This is a genomic window from Pigmentiphaga kullae (assembly GCF_004216695.1).
In the GTDB taxonomy this organism is placed as follows: domain Bacteria; phylum Pseudomonadota; class Gammaproteobacteria; order Burkholderiales; family Burkholderiaceae_B; genus Pigmentiphaga; species Pigmentiphaga kullae.
Genome location: NZ_SGXC01000004.1, coordinates 228,283 through 248,710, shown reverse-complemented (window position 1 = coordinate 248,710; position 20,428 = coordinate 228,283). Strand labels below are relative to the sequence as shown.

The 20,428-nt window shown below is 70.9% G+C and carries 22 protein-coding genes and 1 pseudogene; 7 read left to right on the top strand and 16 right to left on the bottom strand.

The features are described from left to right. Positions 1 to 15: 15 nt before the first annotated feature. Positions 16 to 408 (top strand): diacylglycerol kinase, encoded by a 393-nt coding sequence (locus tag EV675_RS29245; RefSeq protein WP_130362181.1) that lies wholly within the window; start codon positions 16 to 18, stop codon positions 406 to 408. Between the two features lie 84 nt (positions 409 to 492). Beyond that, the gene (pyrF, locus tag EV675_RS29240; protein ID WP_130362180.1) at positions 493 to 1,320 is read left to right on the top strand and encodes an orotidine-5'-phosphate decarboxylase; all 828 of its coding nucleotides are present in this window, start codon (positions 493 to 495) and stop codon (positions 1,318 to 1,320) included. Positions 1,321 to 1,354: 34 nt separating this feature from the next. Here pyrF and EV675_RS29235 read toward each other — a convergent pair whose 3' ends face one another. Then, a complete protein-coding gene (locus tag EV675_RS29235; protein ID WP_130362179.1) occupies positions 1,355 to 2,341 on the bottom strand; it encodes a tripartite tricarboxylate transporter substrate binding protein in 987 nt (328 codons plus the stop codon). A 75-nt stretch (positions 2,342 to 2,416) separates the two neighbouring features. Continuing rightward, a complete protein-coding gene (locus EV675_RS29230) occupies positions 2,417 to 3,139 on the bottom strand; it encodes an RraA family protein (protein ID WP_130362178.1) in 723 nt (240 codons plus the stop codon). A gap of 142 nt (positions 3,140 to 3,281) precedes the next feature. Here EV675_RS29230 and gcvA point away from each other — a divergent pair, with 142 nt between their 5' ends. Next, on the top strand, positions 3,282 to 4,199 hold the full coding sequence (gene gcvA / locus EV675_RS29225) for a transcriptional regulator GcvA (RefSeq protein ID WP_130362177.1): 918 nt from the start codon (positions 3,282 to 3,284) through the stop codon (positions 4,197 to 4,199). A gap of 13 nt (positions 4,200 to 4,212) precedes the next feature. Here gcvA and EV675_RS29220 read toward each other — a convergent pair whose 3' ends face one another. Together EV675_RS29220 and EV675_RS29215 are read right to left on the bottom strand one after the other, a co-directional pair. Next, positions 4,213 to 5,565: an ATP-binding protein gene (locus tag EV675_RS29220; protein ID WP_130362176.1), complete on the bottom strand. Its 1,353-nt coding sequence runs from the start codon at positions 5,563 to 5,565 to the stop codon at positions 4,213 to 4,215. Next, a pseudogene (locus EV675_RS29215) lies at positions 5,562 to 6,201 on the bottom strand (winged helix-turn-helix domain-containing protein). The gene EV675_RS29220 and the pseudogene EV675_RS29215 overlap by 4 nt, the downstream one beginning before the upstream one ends. On the opposite strand from EV675_RS29215, the gene EV675_RS30150 reads away from it, so the two are divergent. Next, entirely contained in the window at positions 6,103 to 6,447 is a 345-nt protein-coding gene (locus EV675_RS30150) for a hypothetical protein (protein WP_242621665.1), read from the top strand. The pseudogene EV675_RS29215 and the gene EV675_RS30150 sit on opposite strands and share 99 nt — an antisense overlap. After that, on the top strand, positions 6,444 to 7,196 hold the full coding sequence (locus EV675_RS29210; protein ID WP_242621656.1) for a MipA/OmpV family protein: 753 nt from the start codon (positions 6,444 to 6,446) through the stop codon (positions 7,194 to 7,196). Before EV675_RS30150 ends, EV675_RS29210 begins: the two co-directional genes overlap by 4 nt. Here EV675_RS29210 and EV675_RS29205 read toward each other — a convergent pair. The 9 genes from EV675_RS29205 to EV675_RS29165 form a co-directional block, all read right to left on the bottom strand. Further along, complete coding sequence (locus tag EV675_RS29205) at positions 7,184 to 7,708, bottom strand: CinA family protein (protein WP_130362175.1); 525 nt, start codon at positions 7,706 to 7,708, stop codon at positions 7,184 to 7,186. The genes EV675_RS29210 and EV675_RS29205 overlap by 13 nt on opposite strands. 148 nt (positions 7,709 to 7,856) lie before the next feature. After that, positions 7,857 to 8,372, bottom strand: coding sequence for a phosphatidylglycerophosphatase A family protein (locus tag EV675_RS29200; RefSeq protein WP_130362174.1), 516 nt, complete (start codon positions 8,370 to 8,372; stop codon positions 7,857 to 7,859). Further along, a complete protein-coding gene (gene thiL / locus EV675_RS29195; protein WP_130362173.1) occupies positions 8,369 to 9,382 on the bottom strand; it encodes a thiamine-phosphate kinase in 1,014 nt (337 codons plus the stop codon). Before thiL ends, EV675_RS29200 begins: the two co-directional genes overlap by 4 nt. A 189-nt stretch (positions 9,383 to 9,571) precedes the next feature. Next, on the bottom strand, positions 9,572 to 10,039 hold the full coding sequence (gene nusB / locus EV675_RS29190; protein WP_130362172.1) for a transcription antitermination factor NusB: 468 nt from the start codon (positions 10,037 to 10,039) through the stop codon (positions 9,572 to 9,574). Further along, positions 10,032 to 10,562, bottom strand: coding sequence for a 6,7-dimethyl-8-ribityllumazine synthase (ribH, locus tag EV675_RS29185; protein ID WP_130362171.1), 531 nt, complete (start codon positions 10,560 to 10,562; stop codon positions 10,032 to 10,034). Before ribH ends, nusB begins: the two co-directional genes overlap by 8 nt. Further along, positions 10,559 to 11,749: a bifunctional 3,4-dihydroxy-2-butanone-4-phosphate synthase/GTP cyclohydrolase II gene (ribBA, locus tag EV675_RS29180; RefSeq protein WP_130362170.1), complete on the bottom strand. Its 1,191-nt coding sequence runs from the start codon at positions 11,747 to 11,749 to the stop codon at positions 10,559 to 10,561. Before ribBA ends, ribH begins: the two co-directional genes overlap by 4 nt. A 123-nt stretch (positions 11,750 to 11,872) precedes the next feature. Beyond that, positions 11,873 to 12,649, bottom strand: coding sequence for a sulfurtransferase (locus tag EV675_RS29175; protein WP_130362169.1), 777 nt, complete (start codon positions 12,647 to 12,649; stop codon positions 11,873 to 11,875). 32 nt (positions 12,650 to 12,681) lie between these two features. Next, entirely contained in the window at positions 12,682 to 13,662 is a 981-nt protein-coding gene (locus EV675_RS29170) for an XdhC family protein (protein ID WP_130362168.1), read from the bottom strand. A gap of 62 nt (positions 13,663 to 13,724) precedes the next feature. Next, positions 13,725 to 14,642: a hydroxymethylglutaryl-CoA lyase gene (locus EV675_RS29165; RefSeq protein ID WP_130362167.1), complete on the bottom strand. Its 918-nt coding sequence runs from the start codon at positions 14,640 to 14,642 to the stop codon at positions 13,725 to 13,727. Positions 14,643 to 14,819: 177 nt separating this feature from the next. Between EV675_RS29165 and EV675_RS29160 the strand changes: the two genes are divergently transcribed. Next, the gene (locus EV675_RS29160) at positions 14,820 to 15,662 is read left to right on the top strand and encodes an SDR family NAD(P)-dependent oxidoreductase (RefSeq protein WP_130362166.1); all 843 of its coding nucleotides are present in this window, start codon (positions 14,820 to 14,822) and stop codon (positions 15,660 to 15,662) included. A gap of 3 nt (positions 15,663 to 15,665) precedes the next feature. On the opposite strand, the gene EV675_RS29155 is transcribed toward EV675_RS29160, so the two are convergent. After that, complete coding sequence (locus EV675_RS29155) at positions 15,666 to 16,418, bottom strand: GntR family transcriptional regulator (protein WP_130362165.1); 753 nt, start codon at positions 16,416 to 16,418, stop codon at positions 15,666 to 15,668. Positions 16,419 to 16,581: 163 nt separating this feature from the next. Between EV675_RS29155 and EV675_RS29150 the strand changes: the two genes are divergently transcribed. After that, positions 16,582 to 18,009: an NAD-dependent succinate-semialdehyde dehydrogenase gene (locus EV675_RS29150; protein ID WP_130362164.1), complete on the top strand. Its 1,428-nt coding sequence runs from the start codon at positions 16,582 to 16,584 to the stop codon at positions 18,007 to 18,009. Here the strand turns inward: EV675_RS29150 and EV675_RS29145 are convergent. Next, the gene (locus tag EV675_RS29145) at positions 17,996 to 19,153 is read right to left on the bottom strand and encodes an ABC transporter permease (RefSeq protein WP_130362163.1); all 1,158 of its coding nucleotides are present in this window, start codon (positions 19,151 to 19,153) and stop codon (positions 17,996 to 17,998) included. The genes EV675_RS29150 and EV675_RS29145 overlap by 14 nt on opposite strands. Further along, complete coding sequence (locus EV675_RS29140; protein WP_207222077.1) at positions 19,153 to 20,427, bottom strand: ABC transporter permease; 1,275 nt, start codon at positions 20,425 to 20,427, stop codon at positions 19,153 to 19,155. Before EV675_RS29140 ends, EV675_RS29145 begins: the two co-directional genes overlap by 1 nt. Position 20,428 lies beyond the last annotated feature (1 nt).

Here is a 20,428-nt window from a genome sequence, read left to right as displayed (position 1 = left end):
CCCTACCCCGCTCCGATGACCGATCAACAGCATTCTCCCTACAAGAGCACCGGCGGCCTCCAGCGGGTCTTCCGCGCCTGGCGCTATTCGCTGCAGGGCCTGGGCGCCGCGCTCAAATACGAGGCCGCGTTCCGCCAGGAAGTCGCGCTGGTGGTCATCCTGGTGCCGGCGGCGGTCTGGCTGGGCCGCGATACCACCGAAGTCCTGCTGCTGCTGTTCAGCATGCTGCTGGTGCTGGTGGTGGAACTGCTCAATTCCGCGGTGGAGGCCCTGGCCGATGCCCTGTCGGTGGAAACGCACCCGCTGCTGGGGCGCGCCAAGGACCTGGGCAGCGCGGCGGTGATGCTGTCCCTGCTGTTCTCGGCGGGGCTCTGGATACACGTGCTGGCGGGCCGGCTGCTGGGCTGACCCCGCCCCTGGGGCAACGGGCCGTTTTCGCGCCCCTGGCCGGATGATCCTACAATGTCGGATCGACTCCGTTCCCCTTGCACCATGTCTTTCACCCGCAAACTGACGCAGGCCTGGGCCGCGTCCGACTCCCTGCTGACCGTCGGCCTGGACCCGGATCCCGCCCGCTTTCCCGCCGAACTGCGCGGACGGGCCGACCGCATCTTCGATTTCTGCCGGGCCATCGCCGACATCACGGCGCCCTACGCGTGCGCGTTCAAGCCCCAGATCGCCTATTTCGCCGCCCGCCGCGCCGAGGACCAGCTCGAGGCGCTGTGCCGGCACATCAAGGAGCACCACCCCGACGTCCCGCTGGTGCTCGACGCCAAGCGCGGCGACATCGGCTCCACGGCCGAGCAATACGCCGCCGAGGCCTTCGAGCGCTACGGCGCCGATGCGGTCACGGTCAGCCCCTACATGGGCTCGGATTCGATCGAACCCTATTTCGCCTGGCCGGACCGCGGCGTGATCGTGCTGTGCCGCACCTCCAACCCGGGCGGCTCGGACCTGCAATTCCTGGAAACCGGCGGCGAGCCGCTCTACCTGCGCGTGGCCGACCTGGTGGCGAAGAAATGGAATCGCCACGGCCAGCTGGGCCTGGTGGTGGGCGCCACCTTCCCCGCCGAGCTGGCGGCGGTGCGCGCCCGCATCGGCGCCGACATGCCGCTGCTGGTGCCCGGCGTGGGCGCCCAGGGCGGCGACGTGCAGGCCACGGTGCAAGCGGGATGCAATGCCGCGGGCACCGGCATGATGATCAACTCCTCGCGCGCCATCCTGTACGCCAGCGGCGGCGACGACTGGCGCGAGGCCGCGGCGCGCGTGGCGCGCGAGACCCGCGACGCCATCAACGGCTTCCGCCCCGGCCGGGGCTAGCCGCCAATCCGGGGCGGCCAGGGCCGCCCCCTCGTCACTTCTCGATCCTGATGCCGGCCGTGCGGACCACCTTGGCCCAGCGCTCGGCCTCGGCCTGGATCAGCTTGCCGAAGGCCTCCGGCGTGGCGCTGGGCACGACCTCGGCCCCTTCGTCCGAGATCGACTTGCGCACGTCGGCGTCATTCAGCAATGCGACGATTTCCTTGTGCAGCCGCGCCACGATGGGCGCCGGCGTGCCGCCGCGCGCCACGATGCCGAACCAGGTCCCGGTCTCGAACTCCATGCCGGCCTCGCGGAAGGTGGGCACGTCGGGCAGGCTGGGCGAGCGCTTGTCCGAAGCCACCGCCAGCGCCCGCAGCTTGCCGTTGCGGATGTGGTTCATCACCGGCACCAGGCTGGGGAACAGCAGCCGGGTCTCGCCCGACAGGGTCGCCAGCACGGCCGGGCCGCCACCCTTGTAGGGCACGTGGTAGAGCTTGGTGCCGCTGCTCTGCTGGAACAGTTCGGCCACCAGATGCGGCGCCGTGCCCACGCCATAGGAAGCGTAGTTGACCTGCCCCGGCCGCTCGCGGGCATAGCGGATCAGTTCCTGCAGCGAGGCCACCGGCAGGCCGGGATTCACCACCAGCACGGCGGGCGCGTTGGCCAGTTGCGAGACAGGCGCGAAGTCCTTCTTCAGGTCATACGAAATCGTGTTGTACAGGCTGCCGTTCGAGCTGATCGCGGTCGTGGCCATGAGCAGCGTGTAGCCGTCCGGGGCCGAGCGGGCCACGGCCTCGGCGCCGATGATGCCGCTGGCGCCCGGGCGGTTGTCCACGATGACGGGCTGGCCCAGCCGCTCGCCCAGCTTCTTGCCCACGACACGCGCGATCATGTCGGTGCCGCCGCCGGGCGCGAAAGGCACGATCAGGCGGATGGGCTGGGTAGGATAATCCGGGGCCGCCCAGGCGCCGGCGCTGAAGAGCGCGGCGGCGGCGCAGGCGAGCGCCGGCCGCCCACGCTTGAGGGAATGTCTTTGCACGTTGGTGTCTCCTGGTGGCCGCCCGGCCGTGGCCGGGGCGGCGGGGTCGCCGGCGCGATACCGCCGGCGCGCGGCTCAGCTGGCCGACGGCAGGTCGCGGATGGCAACGCCGCGGTCGATGGCGTCGCAGCGCGCGTCCTCGGCGGCGGCGCGCTTGCGCGAGAGCTCCAGCACTTCGCGGGCGCGGTCGCGCGGAATGAAGCAGACGCCGGTGTCGTCGGCCACCACGAGGTCGCCGGGGTTGACGCGTATGCCCTCGATCTGGACCGGGCCGTTGATCTCTATCGTCTCGATGCGCCACTTGCCGGTGATGGGCGAGACCTCGGTGGCCCAGACCGGGAAGCCGACGCGGCGCGAGTGCGCGACGTCGCGCACCCCGCCCGACACGATGGCGCCGATCTCGCCCTGGCGCTTGGCCACCTGGGCCGAGATGCCGCCCATGTTCGACAGCCCGGGCACGCCCTCGATCACCAGTACGTCGCCCTGCTCCGCGATGTTGTGGGCCTCGATCTCGGCCATGCCGTTGCGGTGCGCGCGCGCGTTGTCGACGGGGTGCCCGGTCATGACCGTGTTGCGCAGGGTCATGGCCGGGCCGACGATGGTGGCGCCGGGAATGGTGGGCTTGAGCAGCGAGCCGGGCAGCGTGGCGGCAATGCCCAGGTGATCCATGACGTCCGACACGATGCCGGAGGCGTCGCCCAGCGCCTTGAAGCCATCGATCAGGTCCTGGGGCGGGCGCTCGATGTCGAGGCTCTTTACCCGTTCGGGGGCGATCTTGCCCAGCAGCGTCTTGGTCATGCGTGGTCTCCGTAAGGAATGAGGCGCGCCGCCGCCTGCGGCCCATCCGCGGCGGCGGTCTTCATATGTGAAAAATTCTCATCGCTTTCCCAAAGCGCATCAATCGATTTATAGTCAATATCATTGACTTTTACTCATAGAAATGGTCACTCGCCTGCCCCCGCTCAACCCGCTGCGCACCTTCGAGGTGGCGGCGCGCCACCTGAGCTTCACGCGCGCCGCGCGCGAGCTGCACGTCACGCCCGGCGCCGTCAGCCGGCAAGTCATGGTGCTGGAGGAATTCCTGGGGGCGCGGCTGTTCGAACGGGTCAATCGCGAAGTGCGGCTCACGGCCGTGGGCCGGCGCTACCTGGACGACCTGAACGACGTGTTCGACAGCATAGGCGAGGCCACCCAGCGCGCCATGCAGGGGGTGCGCGACAAGCCGTTGCACATCTGGTGCCCGATGACCTTTGCGATGCGCTGGCTGGTGCCGCGCCTGCCGGCGTTCCACGCCGCCCATCCGGGCCGCGACGCCATCTTCACCACCTCGCTCAAGCCGGTGGACTTCACCGAGCACGACGCCGACGTCGCCATCCGCATGGGCCGCGGCGACTGGCCGGGCGTGATCTCCCGCTTCCTGGTCGGCATCGAGCTGCTGCCGGTGTGCAGTCCGCGCCTGCTGGAGGGCCGCGCCCCGCCCATCCATCCGGGCGACCTGGGCCAGTACACGCTGCTGCAATCGGTGGCGCGGCCGGACTATTGGCCGACCTGGCTGCAGGCCGCCGGCGCGGGCGACATCGACCCGGACCGCGGGCTGACCTTCGAGAGCGTCAGCCTGGCCTACCAGGCGGCGCTGGAAGGCCTGGGGGTGGCCATGGGCCAGCATGCGCTGGTGGCCGACGATCTGGCGTCAGGCAGGCTGGTCGCGCCCTTCGGCCTGCGCGTTCCCATCGACAACGCCTTCTACCTGATCTATCCGGAGCGGCTGCAATACGACGCGCACCTGTGCACGTTCCGCGACTGGATCCTGGCCGAGGCCAGCGCGGACGAAGCCCGGCGCGCCTCGCTCCCGGCCTGACCGGCGTCCCGGCTCAGGCCGGCTGCGCCGACGGGAAACGTATCCGCACGCCCAGGCCGCGCCCCTGCAGGCCGGTGCCCACGTGGATGGAGGCCGCGTGCGATTCGGCGATCTGAGCGACCAGCGACAGGCCGATGCCGCTGCCCCTTTCGGTGGTACCCATCACGCGGTAGAACCGGTCGAAGATGCGCCGGTATTCGGACTCGGGCACGCCGGGGCCGTCGTCGGCCACGGTCAGCAGCACGCCGTCGGCCTCGCGCCGGCAGGCCACGGCGATGTGCGCGTCGCGTCCGCCATAGCGCACCGCGTTGTCGATCAGGTTGCGTACCAGGATGCCCAGCGGATCGACCCGGCCGCGCACCAGGCAGTCTTCGGTGTCCAGGCTGATGCGCTGGCCGCGCTCGGCGGCGCCGGTCTCGAAATCCCGCGCGATCACCGACACCACGGTGTGCAGCTCCACGTCGTCCTCGCCGAATCCGTTGGCATCCAGCCTGGCCATGTCCAGCAATTGCTCGGACAGCCGCGCGCTGCGCTGGGTGGTCGCCAGCAGCTTGCCGAGTTCGGCGCGCAGTTGCACGGGATCCTGGCACCGCAGGGCGTTCTCGGTCTGCACAGTCAGGACCGCGAGCGGCGTGCGCAGCTCGTGCGCGGCATCGACCAGGAAGCGCCGCTCGTTCTGCATGGTCTCGTCCAGCCGTCCGAGCAGGCCGTTGAACGACTCGACCAGCGGACGCAGTTCAACCGGCAGTTCCCGGGCCGGCAGCGGCTGCAAGTCGGTGGGGCGCCGCTGCAGGATGCGGCGCGACAGCCGCGTGACGGGAAGGACCGACCACTGGACCAGGCAGCCCACCACACAGGCCAGCATGCACGCCAGTATGCCGACGAACATCAAGCCGCGGGTCAGGCGGTCGTGCAGCTCCTTGCGCAACAGCGATTGCGGCTTGCCCACCTGCACCTGTATCCGCCCGCTGGCGTCCGACACCGCATAGACGCGCCAGGGTTCGCCGCCCACCATGATGGTGCCGTAGCCTTCGCGCATGTCCGGCACGATGGGCCGGCCGGGCGCGCTGGGGGAATGCAGCACGCTGCGGCCGGTCGCCAGGTTCCAGACCTGGAAGGTCATCTGGAGCTGGGAGGTATCCAGCCGCTGCTCGCCCGGCAGCGAAAAGCCGCGTTCGGCAACGTTGTTCTCGAGTCCGACGGGCAGCGACAGCAGGGTCAGGTTCGCCACCTCGCGCAGCGCGGCGTCCCACTCCCCGCTCCATTCGCGCGTGACCTCGGCCCGATACCACAGGAACGTTCCCGCCCAGGTCAGCAGCATGGTCGCGACGATGCCCGTCAGCAGGCGCGTGCGCAGCGATCTCATCGCGTCTCCCGCAGCCGGTAGCCGTAGCCGTGCACGGTCTCGATCAGGTCCTCGCCCAGCTTGCGGCGCAACTGATGGACATAGACCGCCACCGTGTTGCTTTCGATCACGCCGTCGCTGCCGTAGACCGCCTCTTCCAGCGCCGTGCGGGACAGGGCCTTGCCCGCCCTTTCCATCAGCGCCAGCAGGGTCCGGTATTCGTGCGCGCTGAGCGCGACCGGCTGGCCGCGACTGGAGACCGCCCGCGATGCGGGGTCGAGCTCCACGTCGCCGCTGCGCAGCACCGGGGCCACGCGTCCCAGGCTGCGGCGCAGCACCGCGCGCAGCCTGGCCCGCAGTTCGTCGACCTGGAACGGCTTGACCAGGTAGTCGTCGGCCCCCGCGTCCAGGCCGCCTATGCGGTCGCTCAGGCGGTCGCGCGCGGTCATCGGTCATGATGATGACCGGCGTCGTGTCGTAGCGGGCGCGCATGGCGGCCAGCACGCCCAGTCCGGAACCGCCGGGCAGTCCGAGGTCGAGCAGGACCGCCGCGTAGTCGTGGTCGATCAAGGTCAGCCGCGCGGCGGCGGCGTCGCGGGCCCATTCGACCACGGTGTCGTGCTGGCCCAGCGCGGTGACGAGCGCGTCGGCAAGCATGGCGTCGTCTTCTACGAGCAGAATGCGCAAGATCGGTTTCCCGTGGTTCGGATGAGCGGCGCGCGCGGCCGCATCGGCTGGCCAAGGCCAGTATCGTCGCCCGATTTTAAAAAGTTCTTAAACCGCCCCGCCCAGAATTCGCGGTGGCGGCTGGCTCGCGCTCATGCCCGGGCCGGGCTGGCCGCCGCCCTCACATCCACGTTCGGAACCGCCCGCGGCGGCAGGTTCCAGGAGCCAGCCACATGATCCAGGACCCGCGCAGCCTCTGCCTCTGCTTTCTGCTGGGCGCCATGCAGCCCGCCGTCGGGCAGGACCTCGTGGGCGGCGGCATTGCCGTCATCCCGGCCTACCCCGGCGCCGACAGCTATCGCGTGCTGCCCGCGCCCATCCTCAATTTCCAGCGCGGCCCCTTCTTCATCTCGAACAGCCAGGGCCTGCCCGGACTGGGACTGAAGACGGAAATCGCGCCCGGCCTGAGCGTGGGCGTGCGCGCCGGCTTCGGCCTGGGCCGCAAGGAAAGCCGGTCCGACCGGCTGTCCGGCCTGGGCGACATCGATGCCCATGCCCAGTATGGCGTATTCGCCGACTGGGCGCCCGGCCGGTGGCGCGCGTCGCTGGCCTACACCCAGGCGGCCAAGAGCGGCTATGGCGGCACCCTGGCCGTGCGCGGCTCGTACGCCATCTGGCAGGGCGGCAAGCACGACGTGCAGGTCGGCGCCGGCCTGGAATGGGGCAACCGCGACCACATGCAGACCTGGTTCGGCGTGACGCCGGAGCAATCCGCGCACAGCGGCGCCGGGCTTGCGTCCTACCGGCCATCGTCGGGCCTGCGTTCGGGCTCGGCCTTCGCGCTCTGGACCTACCGGCTGGACCAGCGCTGGCGCGTCGTCACGCTGCTGGGCGTGCAGAGCCTGATGGGCGACGCGGCCGACAGCCCCATCGTCGAACGCAAGACCGCCGCCTTCGGCAGCGTGGGCCTGGCTTACTCGTTCTGAAGCGGGTCGACCGCGAGCGCCCGCGCTTCCAGCACGCCGCGCAGCGCGATCCGCACCGCCTGCATGCGCACGGCGGCGCGGTCCCCGGCCAGCAGATGCGTGGCCGTGCGCACCCGCACGCCTTCGGGCGTCGTCCACGCCCAGCCGAAGCACACCATGCCGACCGGCTTGCCCGGCGTCGCGCCACCGGGTCCGGCGATGCCGGTGGTCGACACCGCCATCTGCGCGCCCGCCGCCTGCAACGCCCCGGCCGCCATCTCGCCAGCGGTCTGTTCGCTGACCGCGCCGTGCGCGGCCAGCGTTTCTTCCCGCACCCCCAGCTCGGCCACCTTGGCCGCGTTGGTGTAGGTGACGAACCCCCGGTCGAACCAGGCGCTGGACCCCGCTACGGCAGTGACCAGCCCCGCCACCAGCCCGCCGGTGCAGGACTCGGCGGCGGCCAGCATCCAGCCCATCGGCTGCAGGGCTTCGCCCAGGGCGGCAGACAGATCCAGCGATTCCTGGTCGAACATATATGCTCCCCCCTACGCGCTGACGCGCGCCCCCCAGGGGGCGATGCGGGTGGACCGGCAAAGCCGGATCCACCGCATCCTGGGGCACTACCAGGCCGGCCGAGAATGGCGATCGTCAGCCTGGTTGAAAGCCGCCCCCTGGATTAATTTAGTTGACGATACGCCAGTACAGCGCGCAGACCAAGAGCGCGTAGAACGCGGCGATCATGTCGTCCCACATCACGCCCAGGCCGTTCTTGAGCCGGCGGTCGAAATGGCCGATGGGGGGCGGCTTGAGGATGTCGAACAGCCGGAACAGCAGGAAGCCGAAGGCCTGCGACACCACGGAATCCGGGATCAGCCACAACACCGTCCAGAAGGCGACCATCTCGTCCCATACCATGCCGCCATGGTCGGGCACGCCCAGGTCGCGCCCCGCGCGGTCGCAGGCCCAGATGCCCACGACGAATGCCGCCACCAGGAAAATGGCCTGGTGCAGCGGCGCGCCCAGCACCATGGTCAAGGGCTGCCACAGCGCCCAGGCCAGCAGCGTCCCCCAGGTCCCCGGCGCGGGGCGGATCAGGCCGCTGCCCAGGCCGAAGGCGATGGTGCGCGACAGGCGCGCGCGCATCCAGGCGAAGCTGGGGCTCGCCGGCACCGTGCCGGCGGAGGAAATGTCGGTCATGTCGTCTCAGGCAAGAGCCCCGCCGCCGGACCGGCCGTCGACGGGAAATGATCGAAGCCGGCGCGGGGCAGGTCCGGCACCGGGTTGCCGCCGGCATCCACCACGCGCAGGCCGGCGCCAGCCTGCACCGCGCCGATGCGGGTGGCCGCCACGCCCGCGCGCGCGGCCGCGTCGGCCACACGGGCGCGGGCATCGGCCGGCGCGGTGAAGCACAATTCGTAGGCATCGCCGCCGCCCAGCGCGCAGCGCCGCCGCCAGGGGACCGGCAGGGCCGCCACGGCGGGCGACACCGGCACGTCGTCGGCGCACAGACGGGCGCCGCAGCCGCTGGCGGCCAGGATGTGGCCGAGGTCCTGCAGCAGGCCGTCCGAGATGTCGATCGCCGCGCTGGCCAGGCCGCGCAGCGCCAGCCCCAGCGCCACGCGCGGCTCGGGCCATTCGAGCGCGCGGCGGGTCGCCGCCAGCACCGCCGCCCGGTCCGCCACCGGCACTTCCGGCTCGCCCAGCAGCAGGCGCAGCGCGAGGTCGGCGTCGCCCAGCATGCCCGACACCCAGATGTCGTCGCCGGGCCGGGCGCCCGAGCGGCGCAGCGCCGCTCGGGCGGGCACGCTGCCGAAGATGGTGATGGACAGGGTCGTGCCCGCGTCGCTGCGGGTGGTGTCGCCCCCGACCAGGGGGCAGCCATGGGCATCGGCCAGCGCGAACAGGCCGCCGGCGTAGGCCGACAGCCAGGCATCGTCCGCGCGCGGCAGCGCCAGCCCCAGCACGAAGGCGGTCGGCTTCGCGCCCATGGCGGCAAGATCTGACAGATTCACGGCCAGCGACTTGTGACCCAGGGCGCGCGGGTCGACGTCGGGAAAGAAGTGGCGTCCCTCCACCAGCAGGTCGGTGCTGACCGCCGTGGCCTCGGCCGAGGGCGCGAGCAACGCGCAATCGTCGCCCACCCCCAGCATGCCCGCCGGCGCCGTCCGGGTGAAATGCCGGCGGATGAGCTCGAATTCCCCTGCCATGGTCAGGCCCACCCCCTACGCCCTTCGGGCGCCCCGCATGGTGAGCCCCCAGCCGCTATGCGGCAGCCCCCCTCGGGGGCCAGGACCCGCCTTGGGGCGGCCCAGCGCCGGATCCCGTGGGCGCGGCGCTGGCGGACCGGCAAAGCCGGATCCGCGGCGCCCTGGAGGATGCGCGTCAGCGCATCCATTTCAAGTCCGACGGCCGGCCTGGACCTCGGCGGCGCGGACTTCGGCCGCGAGCTTGTCCAGCACGCCGTTGACGAACTTGAAGCCGTCGGTGCCGCCGAAGGACTTGGCGAGCTCGACGGCCTCGTTGATGACGACCTTGTACGGGATCTCGACGTGGTTCTGCAGCTCGTAGGTGCCGATCAGCAGGATGCCGTGCTCGACCGGCGACAGTTCGTCGACCTGACGGTCCAGGAAGGGCGCGAAGCGTTCGCGCAGCGCGGCCGCATCGCGGGCGGCGCCGTACAGCAGCGCCTTGTAATGGCCCAGGTCGGCTTCGGCGAAACCTTCGCCGTCCTGCATGTGGGCATCGATCTCGCCCATCTCGCCGGCATCGCCCCCCTTGAGCAGCCACTCGTACACCCCTTGCAGAGCGAACTCGCGCGCGCGCCGGCGCGCACTGCGCGCGTTCTGGCGGCTGGCCTCAGTCATCCTGTTCTTCCTCGTCGTCGAAATCTTCGTCGTCCTCGTCCTCGTCGTCCTCGTCGTCTTCTTCGGGCTCGAGGGTGGCCAGCAGGTTGGCCATCTCCACGGCGGTCTGGGCGCAGTCGCGGCCCTTGGTCGCGGCGCGCTCCAGGGCCTGCTCTTCCGTTTCCGTGGTCAGCACGCCGTTGGCGACGGGGATGCCGGTCTCGAGCGCGACGCGGCTGATGGCCGCCGCGCTTTCATTGCTGACCACCTCGAAGTGGTAGGTCTCGCCGCGGATCACCGCGCCCAGCGCGATCAGTCCGTCGAACTCGCCGGTGTGGGCGAGCTGGGCCAGGGTCACGCCCAGCTCCAGCGCGCCGGGCACCGACACGACCATGATGTCGCGCTCGTCCACGCCCAGTTTGCCGAGTTCTTCCAGGCAGGCCTGCAGTTGCTGTTCGCCGATGTTCTCGTTGAAGCGGGAGCGCACGATGCAGATATGCAGCCCTTCGCCATTCAGATCGGGAGTCATGGTATAGGGGTTCATGATGGGGCGCCGTCCTTGGTGGGGGGTTGGTCATGGCCGGCTTCGTAGCCGGTCACGGTAAGGGAAAAGCCGGTCATGCTGGGCATGCGGACCGGCCGAGCCAGCAGCTTCATGCTGCCGACGTTCAGGTCCTTCAGGATCTGCGCGCCCACGCCGTAGGTGCGAAGGTCCATGCGGGGCGGCGCGTCGCCGCAGGCCGCGCCGGTGCGGTCCTGGTCGATCAACTGCTGGAACTCGGCCGCCAGGTCGCTGGACGCGCCGTCGCAGTTCAGCAGGATGACCACGCCGGATTCGGCCTGGGAAATGGCTTCCAGGGCGCTGGGCACGCTCCAGCTGTGCGTGCTGCGGGCCACTTCCAGCACGTCCAGCAGGGACGTGGGCTCGTGCACGCGCACCAGCGTTTCGCGCTCGGGATGGATGTCGCCGTGGACCAGCGCGAGATGGGGCGCGCCGCTGGGCGTGTCGCGGTACATCACGGCGCGGAAGACGCCGTGCGCCGTGCGGATCGGCCGTTCGGCCACGCGCTGCACCAGCGACTCGTGCTCGCTGCGGTACTGGATCAGGTCGGCGATGGTGCCGATCTTGACGTCGTGCTGACGCGAGAACTCGATCAGGTCGGGCAGCCGCGCCATCGACCCGTCGTCCTTGAGCACTTCGCAGATGACCGAGGCGGGCGTAAGCCCGGCCATGGCGGTCAGGTCGCAGCCGGCCTCGGTGTGGCCGGCGCGCGCCAGCACGCCGCCGCGCGCGGCCTTCAGCGGGAAGATGTGGCCGGGCTGCACCAGGTCGGACGGCCTGGCCTCGCGCGCCACAGCGGCCTGCACGGTGCGGGCCCGGTCGGCGGCCGAGATGCCGGTGGTCACGCCCTGGGCGGCCTCGATGGACACGGTGAAATTGGTGCCGTGCTTGGTGCCGTTGGCCGACACCATCAGCGGCAGGTTCAACTGGCGGCAGCGGTCCTCGGTCAGCGTCAGGCAGATCAGGCCGCGTCCGTAGCGGGCCATGAAGTTGATGGCCTCGGGCGTGACGAACTCGGCCGCCATGACGAGGTCGCCTTCGTTCTCGCGGTCCTCTTCGTCGACCAGGATGACCATGCGGCCGGCGCGCAGCTCGGCCACGATTTCCGGCACCGACGAGATGGCGGAGGACCCGCTGGGGGCGGGAACGGGAGAAATGAAAGCAGACATGAGGATCGTCCGGCGCGGGTTGCGTGGCTGTACCGGAGGCGGCGCGAGGGGTCGGGCCGGTACGGGAAACCGGGTATTTTACCCGGATGCCGGGACAATACGGGGGGCGGCGCGCGCCCCCGCCTACGCCGCCTGGAACGGCTCGTCCGGCCCGTCCAGCCGGGGCTTGAGGGCCGGATCCAGCGATTCGCGCCCGTCGAACACGAAGCACGCCCCGTCGTAGCCTTCCCCGCCGGTTTCCTCGAAATACTTCAGGATGCCGCCTTCGAGCTGGTAGATGTGCTCGATGCCGGCCTGTTCCATGTAGATGGCCGCCTTCTCGCAGCGGATGCCCCCGGTGCAGAAGCTCACCACGGTCTTGCCGGCCAATTGGTCCCGGTTCGCCTGCACGGCCGCCGGGAACTGCGTGAAACGGGAAATCCGCCAGTCGATCGCGCCCCGGAAGGTACCGTGGTCCACCTCGAAGGCATTGCGGGTGTCCAGCATGACGACTTCGCGGCCCTCGTCGTCGCGGCCCTGCCGCAGCCAGCGGGCCAGGGTGCGGGCCTCGACCGCCGGCGCCCGTCCCGCCTCGGGCCGGATGGCCGGGTGGTCCATGCGGATGATCTCGCGCTTGATCTTCACCAGCAGCTTGCGGAACGGCACCTGGGCGGACAGGCTTTCCTTGACCTCGATGCCGGCCAGCCGTCCGCCGAAGGCCGGGCCGTGGCGCAGCCAGTCCAGCCAGGCGTCGATGCCCTGGCGCGTGCCGGCCAGGAACAGGTTGATGCCCTCCTGCGCCAGCAGCACCGTGCCCTTCAGCCCGCACGCCAGCGCCCGGTCCCGCGCCGCGGCTTGCAGCGCGGGCAGGTCGTCCAGGGTCAGGAAACGGTAGGCGGCGATGTTGACGACGGCGGGCACGGCGGATCCGGGAAACGACAAGGCGCGATAGTTTACGCGCCGGCGTCCGGGGCTTCGAATTCGAGCTTGTGGAATCCGTAGCGCTCGGCCGTCATGTGGGCCAGGATGGCCACGGCGATCTCGGGCGGCGTGCGCGCGCCGATGCGCAGGCCCACCGGGCCGTGCAGGCGGGCCACGTCGTCCCGGGTCAGGTCGAACTCCACCAGGCGCTCGCGGCGCTTGGCCTGGTTGGCCCGCGAACCGATGGCGCCGACGTAGAAGGCCTGGGACTTGAGCGCCTCCAGCAGCGCCAGGTCGTCCAGCTTGGGATCGTGCGTCAGCGCGACGATGGCCGTGTGGCGGTCGGGGCGCATCTCGGTCACGGTATCGTCGGGCATGGTGGTCACCAGCCTGGCGCCCGGCACTTCCCAGCCCTGCGAATATTCCTCGCGCGGATCGCAGACGATGACCTCGTAGTCCAGCGCCAGCGCCATCTGCGCCAGGTACTGCGACATCTGGCCCGCGCCTATGATCAGCAGGCGCCAGCGCGGCCCGTGGGTGGCGGCCAGCTCCGAAGCGGTCAGCGACAGCGTGTCGGCGCGGTCGCTGGCGGTCTCCAGCACGGCCTGGCCGGTGGCCAGGTCCAGCCGGCGCAGCACCCGATGGCCCCGGGTCAGTTCGGCCAGCAGCTCTTCCACCCCACTATGGTCGGCCACCGGTTCCAGGACCAGTTCCAGCGTGCCGCCACAGGGCAGGCCGAAGCGCGTGGCCTCGTCGGCGGAGACGCCGTAGCGGACGACGCTGGGCACGTCCGTGGGCCATGCGCCCGCGCGCGCCTTGTCCGACAGGTCGTCCTCGATGCAGCCGCCCGACACCGAGCCGGCGATCGAGCCGTCGCCGCGCACGGCCACCATCGCGCCGATGGGCCGGGGCGCCGAGCCCCAGGTGCGCGTCACCGTGCCCAGCACCACCTTGTGCCCTTCCCGCCGCCACTGGGCCAGGCGCCGCAGGACGTCCAGATCGACGTTGTCCATCGTCGTTGCCACTCCACGTCATTCTCAGGACGTCATGATAGTCCAGGCCCGGGCTCCGGCCGCTACGCGCAGGCCTGCGCGGCCGCGGACGGAAAACGGCCGGCGCGGCTGACGCCGCCGATGGCGGGCCGCTGTAGCCGCTCGCTCAGCCACTGCGCCGTCCGCAGCACGGCGTCCAGGTCGATGCCGGTGGCCACGCCCATGCGCTCGAGCATGTAGACGACGTCCTCGGTGGCGATGTTGCCGGTGGCCGCCGGCGCGAACGGGCAGCCGCCGAAACCGCCCGTGCTGGCGTCCAGGGCATCCACGCCCGCCTCCAGGGCCGCCAGCACGTTGGCGATGCCGGTATTGCGCGTGTTGTGGAAATGGCAGCGCAGGCGCGCCCGAGGCGCCAGCGCGCGCGTGCCCGCCAGCAGCTCGCGCACCTGGGTCGGCACGCCGCAGCCTATGGTGTCGGCCAGCGCGATCTCGTCCGGCCGGGCCGGCAGCAGCGCCTCCACCAGGGCCAGCACGCGCTGCGCGGGCACCTCGCCCTCGAAGGGGCAGCCGAAGGCGGCGCCGACCGTGACGGACGTGCGCATGCCGGCGGCCCGCGCGCCGTCCAGGATGGCCGATGCGGCCGCGACCACGTCGGCCACGCCCGCGCCCTGGTTCTTGCGCGAGAAGGTCTCGCTGGCCACCACCACCACGTTGGCTTCGTCGCAGCCGGCCGCCCGCGCGCGCGCCAGGCCGGGCTCGTTGAGCACCAGGCCGATCAGCGACAGGCCCGGGCGGCGCTCGATGCCCGCCATGACGGCCTCGGCGTCGGCCATCTGCGGCACCCGCTTCGGGTTGACGAAGCTCGTTGCCTCGATCCGCCGGCCGCCGGCATCGGCGATGCGCCGGATCAACTCGATCTTGTCCGCCGCGGGAAGCAGCACGCGTTCGTTCTGGATACCGTCGCGCGGCGCGACGTCGATGATCTGCACGTGGCCGTCCATGCCGGGTCTCCTGGTGTCTGGGGTAGGGAAAAGTATAGCTTTGTCCGGACAAAGTGGCATGCCGGCGCCACCGGCGGCCCCCGTGCGCCCACCAAGCCGCTACACTGGGACATGCGCGGCGCGATACGGGCACCCGACGGTGCGGCCGGCTGGGCGCCTCTTCCAGGAGCGAACGTCATGACGGCAGATTACACGGCATCCCTGCGCGACCGCGTCGTGCTGGTCACGGGCGGTACGCGCGGGCTGGGGCGCGAAATGGCGCTGGCGCTGGTGGCGGCGGGCGCCCGGGTCGCGATCACCGGCGCCCATGCCTCGGACGCCATGCACGAGACCATGGCGCAGGCCCAGGCCACGGCCGGCATCGGGCGCATGTTCGCCATCGTCGCCGACGTCACGCGCTTCGAGCACTGCGCGCGCGCCGTGGCCGAGATCCGGGACCATTTCGGCGCGCTGCACGTGCTGGTGAACAATGCGGGCATCGGCATGGGCGTCATCAGCGACACCTTCACCACCGAGCCCGCGCGCTTCTGGCAGACCGACCCGCAGGCCTGGCGCGCCATCATCGACACCAACATCAACGGCGCCTTCAACATGGCGCGCGCCGCCGCGCCCCTGATGGTGGCCCAGGGCTTCGGCAAGATCGTCAACATTTCGACCAGCGACCAGACCATGGTGCGCCGGGGCTATTCGCCCTACGGGCCGAGCAAGGCCGCGCTGGAGGCCGCCTCGCGCATCTGGGCCCAGGATCTGGAGGGCACCGGCGTGGACGTGAACGTCTATCTGCCCGGCGGCGCGGCCGACACCGATTTCCTTCCCGCCGGCCCGAACAGGAAAGGCGCCGACGGCAGCCTGCTGCCCGCCTCCGTCATGCGGCGCGGCATCCTGTGGCTGTGCTCGGACGCCTCCAACGGCCGCAGCGGCGAACGCTACGTCGCGCGGCTGTGGAACGAATCGTTGCCGGCCGAGCTGGCCGCCGAAGGCGCCCGCGCGCCGCACGTGGACAAGCCGGCCATCATGTAGTGCCTAACCCCGGCGCTCGATCTCCATCCGGTAGCTGAAAGTGGCCGCCGGATGCCAGTTGAACGAACAGATGACGCTGCCCGCCGCCGAGAAATAGTGGCGGATCAGGCACAGCGCGATCGCCTCGCGGCGTTCGTCCAGCAGCGGCCGCAGGTGGGCCGGCATGGGTTCGGCGCGGATCTCCTGCGTGGCGCGGACGATGGGCTCGTCCGCGCGGGCCTCGATGTGGGCATAGAAGGGCCCCACGCAGCCGGGCAGCTCGGGGCCTATCCACGCCAGCCGCTCGGGCAGGAAGGAACTGGTGCAGCAGATGGGCGCGCCGCCCCGCTCGGTCCAGCGCACGCTATCCACCTGCAGCCAGCGGTCGCCCTCGCGCGCGCCCAGCATGGCCGCGATGGCCGCGTCCAGCGCCACCAGGGTCGAGGCGCGGATCTCCACGTGGGTGTCCAGCGCGTACTGGAACAGGTCGGACAGCGAGGCGATCGACTGCTGGTAGGCCCGCCGCGACCGCGACGCCAGCACCACCGTCCCGATTCCCGGGCGGCGTTCGACCATGCCGTGTTCGACCAGGTGGGCCAGCGCCGCGCGTATGGTGTAGCGGCTGGCCTCGAACTCGCGGCACAGTTCGCCTTCGGTGGGGACATGGCCTCCCACCGGATAGATGCCGTGCTCGATGCGCGCCAGCAGCGCATCCAGGATCTGCCGGTAGCGGGGGCTGTCGCCGGGCTGTGTTGTCGGGTCTCGTCCTGCCGGCATGCCGCGGGGAATACGCAAGGTTCGATATTAGGGGAAGTCCCCGGGAAGATAGCATGCGGGGCGGCCGGCGCACGCGGAAAAGCGTCTGGCCATGCTAGTCTATGGGGTTGCTTTTCGCTTCCGGAGTCCGGAACGTTCCGGACTCCGACCTCAGGAGACTGGCATGTATCAGGACCTCGCCCTTTACATCGACGGCGAATTCATCCAAGGCGGCGACCGGCGCGAGCAGGACGTCGTCAATCCCGCCACCGGGGAAGTGCTCGGCAAGCTGCCGCACGCCTCGCGCGCGGATCTCGACCGCGCCCTCGCGGCGGCCCAGCGGGCCTTCGAAAGCTGGAAGAAGACCTCGCCCCTGGAGCGCTCGCGCATCCTGCGCAAGGTGGCCGAGCTGGCGCGCGAGCGTGCCCAGGAGATCGGGCACAACCTGACGCTGGACCAGGGCAAGCCGCTGGCCGAGGCCGTGGCCGAGATCATGACCTGCTCCGAGCACGCCGAATGGCACGCCGAGGAATGCCGCCGCATCTACGGCCGCGTGATCCCGCCGCGCAACCCCGCCGTGCGCCAGTTCGTGGTGCGCGAGCCGGTGGGCGTCTGCGCCGCGTTCACACCCTGGAACTTCCCGTTCAACCAGGCCATCCGCAAGGTCTCGGCGGCCGTCGCCGCCGGCTGCACCATCATCCTGAAGGGCCCGGAAGACACGCCCAGCGCAGTCGTCGCCATGGCCCGGCTGTTCCACGACGCCGGCCTGCCCCCGGGCGTGCTGAACATCGTCTGGGGCGTGCCCAGCGAGATCTCCAGCTACCTGATCGAATCGCCCATCGTGCGCAAGATCTCGTTCACCGGCTCGGTGCCGGTGGGCAAGCAGCTGTCGGCGCTGGCCGGCGCCCACATGAAGCGCACCACCATGGAGTTGGGCGGCCATTCGCCGGTACTGGTGTTCGACGACGCCGACGTCGAGCCGGCAGCCGAGATGCTGGCACGCATGAAGATCCGCAACGCCGGCCAGGTGTGCATCTCGCCCACCCGCTTCTACGTCCAGGAGAAGGCCTATGACAAGTTCGTGGCGCGCTTCACCGATACCATCGCCTCCATCAAGGTCGGCGACGGCCTGGGCAAGGGCGTGGAAATGGGCCCGCTGGCCCACGAGCGCCGGCTGATGGCCATGGAAACCTTCCTGGACGACGCCAGCCAGCGCGGCGGCCGTATCGTGACGGGCGGCTCGCGCATGGGCGAAAAAGGCAACTTCTTCTCGCCCGCCGTCGTGACCGACATCCCCGACGATTCCAAGCTGATGACCGAGGAACCCTTCGGGCCCATCGCGCCGGTCACGCGCTTCAAGACCACCGAGGAAGTGCTCAAGCGCGCCAACAGCCTGCCCTTCGGCCTGGCTTCCTACGTGTTCACGAACTCGCTCAAGACCGCGACCGCCGTGTCCAACGGCCTGGAAGCCGGGATGGTCAACATCAACCACTTCGGCGTCGCCCTGGCCGAGACGCCCTTCGGCGGCGTGAAGGACTCGGGCATAGGCAGCGAAGGCGGCGTCGAGACCTTCGACGGCTATCTCGTGACCAAGTTCATCACGCAGATCTGACGTTGCCACGGAGCGTCCCCGGCTCCCGGGGACGCATCCACCAGACCAGCGCGGCGAAGCCCGCCAGCGCCCAGGCCGCCAGCCACGACAGCGATCCCGCCACGTCGGCCAGCGGCGCCCCCATCTGGTTCAGCCTGAGCGAGGCATCGATGCCGGCGGTGCTGGGAAAGATCCAGCGCACCGCCTGCAGCACGGGCGGCAGGCTTTCCACCGGCCACGCGAAGCCGGACAGGAAGGCGATGGGCAGCGACGTGAACAGCCATACCTGCAACGCCTGCTCGCGGTCCCTGAGCCAGGCGCCCAGCAGCGCCCCCGCCACGCTGACCGCCGGGGCATAGCACAGCAGCAGCACCAGCGCCCCCAGCGGATTGCCCCCGCGCGGGTAGTCCTGCAGCCAGAATATCCAGCCGAAGTAGACCAGCCCGGCGAACAGGCCGGCGGTGGAGAAGGCCAGCACGCGTCCCAGCCAGACCGCGGCCGGCGCCCGCAGGCGCCCGGCCTCGGCCCAGGTGCCGGCCAGCATCGCGACGCCCATCAGCAGCGTCTGCTGCATGATGATCAGCGCCACCGCCGGCACGACGTAGCTGCCATACCCGCCGGTGGGGTTGTAGAGCGCGACGGCGCTGACGCCGACCGGACTGCGGCCGGCCATGGCCTGGGCCCGCCCCTGGCCGCGCGCGGTACGCTGCGCGATCTCGACCCCGGCCGACACCGTACCGATGACCGCCGTGAAGCCGGTCATCACCGCCTTGTTGTACAGCGCGTAGCTGCCGTTGGTGCTGACCACCACCGGCGCCGGCCGGCCGCGCAGCACGTTGCGCCGGAGGTCCCGGGTCAGCAGCGCGTAGCCTTCGATCTCGCCGCGCCACATCGCCTGCCTGGCCGTTTCTTCATCCCCGGCCACCATCGCCACGCGCAGGTCCGGGCTGGCATCGGCGTAGCGCACGATCTGGCGCGACAGGCTGGAATGGTCCAGGTCCACGATGGCCACCGGCACGCGTTGCAGGACCTCGGTGGCATAGGGCCAGGGATAGAAGAAGCCGTAGAAGACCGGCGCCAGCACGATCAGCAGCAGCGCGCCCTTGTCGCGCAGCAGTTCCGCCAGCGTGTCCCGCCAGGCGGCGACCCAGCCGCGCGCGGCCATCAGCGGCCTCCCCAGCGCGCGGGCTCGGCCGCCACGCGACACAACAGCCACGCGCCCGCCAGCGCGAGCAGCACCGTGCCCAGCGGCATCAGCACGAAGGCCGGCAGCGAATGGCGCAGGGGCGCCGCCATCTGCAACTGCTCCACCTGCAGCCGGATGTAGTGCGTATAGGGCAGCGCCAGCGCCCAGGCGCGCGCGCCAGCCGGCATCGCGGCCAGCGGAAAGCCCATGCCGCTGAAGGCGAAGGCCGGCGCCGTCACGACGCCGGCCAGCGACAGCGCCGTGCGCAGGGACCGCGTCGCCAGCGCTGCGGCCGCGCCCATCGCGATCGACAGGGCGATGAAGGCCACCAGGGCCGTGGCCACCCACGGCAGGCTGCCGGGCGGATGCCAGCCCCGGCCCCAGGTCAGCCACAGCAGCGCCGCCAGCCCCACGGCGGACAGCCCGGCCCACGGCCACGCAAGCTTGCCGGCCAGCGCGGCCAGGGCCGGCCCCGCCGCGATGCGCACGCCGCCGTCGGGATCCATCCCGGCCCCCGTGGCGGCCGCGAGCCAGGCGCCCACCGTGCGGTCGCGGATCTCCCGGCCCACGGCCCAGGCGCCCGCCGTCATGCCCAGAATGTGCAGCAGCGCCGGGATCAGCGCGGCCGCCAGGAATTGTTCGTAGTTCAGGCTGGGGTTGAACAAGGCCAGCGAACCTGGCCGGATCGGTTCGGCACTGACCGCCACCGCCTGCGCCGGCTCGCCCCGGCGATTGCGTGCCGCCATCTCGACGCCGGCCGACAGCGTCATGGCCACGGTCTGCACGTCGCGCAGGACCAGACCCGACACCGTGTAGAACTGGGCGTTGTGATACAGCGTGACGTGGCCACTGGCCCCGCGCTTGACGTCGCGCGAGAAGTCGCGCTCGATCGCCACCACCGCATAGACGTCGCCCCGCTCCATGCCGGCCCGCGCCTCGGCCAGGTTGGCGTCGCGCCGCGCGATGCGCAGGCCCGGCGCCGCCTCCAGCATGCGCCCGAGCTGGCGCGACAAGGCCGAATGATCGTCGTCCACGATGGCGATGGGCAGGCGCGTGGGGATGCCCGCCGAGAACATCCACCACAGCAGCAGCACGGCCAGCAGCGGCACCCAGCTGATCATGGCCAGTTCGCGCGGATGCCGGCGCAGCCAGGCGGCCTCCCGGCCCGCCGCGCGCAGGAAGACGCCGGACCGCGCATGCCGCTTCGCGGACTTGCCGGCCGTATGCGAAGAAGGCCCGGCGGCCGCGCTCATG

Excerpts from the sequence above, each read along its gene's own strand:
- EV675_RS29220 (WP_130362176.1), bottom strand. The coding sequence starts at position 5,565 with ATGAGATCGCTGCGCACGCGCCTGCTGACGGGCATCGTCGCGACCATG.
- pyrF (WP_130362180.1), top strand. The coding sequence starts at position 493 with ATGTCTTTCACCCGCAAACTGACGCAGGCCTGGGCCGCGTCCGACTCC.
- EV675_RS29230 (WP_130362178.1), bottom strand. The coding sequence starts at position 3,139 with ATGACCAAGACGCTGCTGGGCAAGATCGCCCCCGAACGGGTAAAGAGC.
- EV675_RS29170 (WP_130362168.1), bottom strand. The coding sequence starts at position 13,662 with ATGGACAACGTCGATCTGGACGTCCTGCGGCGCCTGGCCCAGTGGCGG.
- EV675_RS29245 (WP_130362181.1), top strand. The coding sequence starts at position 16 with ATGACCGATCAACAGCATTCTCCCTACAAGAGCACCGGCGGCCTCCAG.
- ribH (WP_130362171.1), bottom strand. The coding sequence starts at position 10,562 with ATGAACCCCTATACCATGACTCCCGATCTGAATGGCGAAGGGCTGCAT.
- EV675_RS29160 (WP_130362166.1), top strand. The coding sequence starts at position 14,820 with ATGACGGCAGATTACACGGCATCCCTGCGCGACCGCGTCGTGCTGGTC.
- EV675_RS29200 (WP_130362174.1), bottom strand. The coding sequence starts at position 8,372 with ATGACCGACATTTCCTCCGCCGGCACGGTGCCGGCGAGCCCCAGCTTC.
- nusB (WP_130362172.1), bottom strand. The coding sequence starts at position 10,039 with ATGACTGAGGCCAGCCGCCAGAACGCGCGCAGTGCGCGCCGGCGCGCG.
- EV675_RS29150 (WP_130362164.1), top strand. The coding sequence starts at position 16,582 with ATGTATCAGGACCTCGCCCTTTACATCGACGGCGAATTCATCCAAGGC.
- EV675_RS29155 (WP_130362165.1), bottom strand. The coding sequence starts at position 16,418 with ATGCCGGCAGGACGAGACCCGACAACACAGCCCGGCGACAGCCCCCGC.
- EV675_RS29205 (WP_130362175.1), bottom strand. The coding sequence starts at position 7,708 with ATGTTCGACCAGGAATCGCTGGATCTGTCTGCCGCCCTGGGCGAAGCC.
- EV675_RS29140 (WP_207222077.1), bottom strand. The coding sequence starts at position 20,427 with ATGAGCGCGGCCGCCGGGCCTTCTTCGCATACGGCCGGCAAGTCCGCG.
- gcvA (WP_130362177.1), top strand. The coding sequence starts at position 3,282 with ATGGTCACTCGCCTGCCCCCGCTCAACCCGCTGCGCACCTTCGAGGTG.
- EV675_RS29165 (WP_130362167.1), bottom strand. The coding sequence starts at position 14,642 with ATGGACGGCCACGTGCAGATCATCGACGTCGCGCCGCGCGACGGTATC.
- thiL (WP_130362173.1), bottom strand. The coding sequence starts at position 9,382 with ATGGCAGGGGAATTCGAGCTCATCCGCCGGCATTTCACCCGGACGGCG.
- EV675_RS29210 (WP_242621656.1), top strand. The coding sequence starts at position 6,444 with ATGATCCAGGACCCGCGCAGCCTCTGCCTCTGCTTTCTGCTGGGCGCC.
- ribBA (WP_130362170.1), bottom strand. The coding sequence starts at position 11,749 with ATGTCTGCTTTCATTTCTCCCGTTCCCGCCCCCAGCGGGTCCTCCGCC.
- EV675_RS29145 (WP_130362163.1), bottom strand. The coding sequence starts at position 19,153 with ATGGCCGCGCGCGGCTGGGTCGCCGCCTGGCGGGACACGCTGGCGGAA.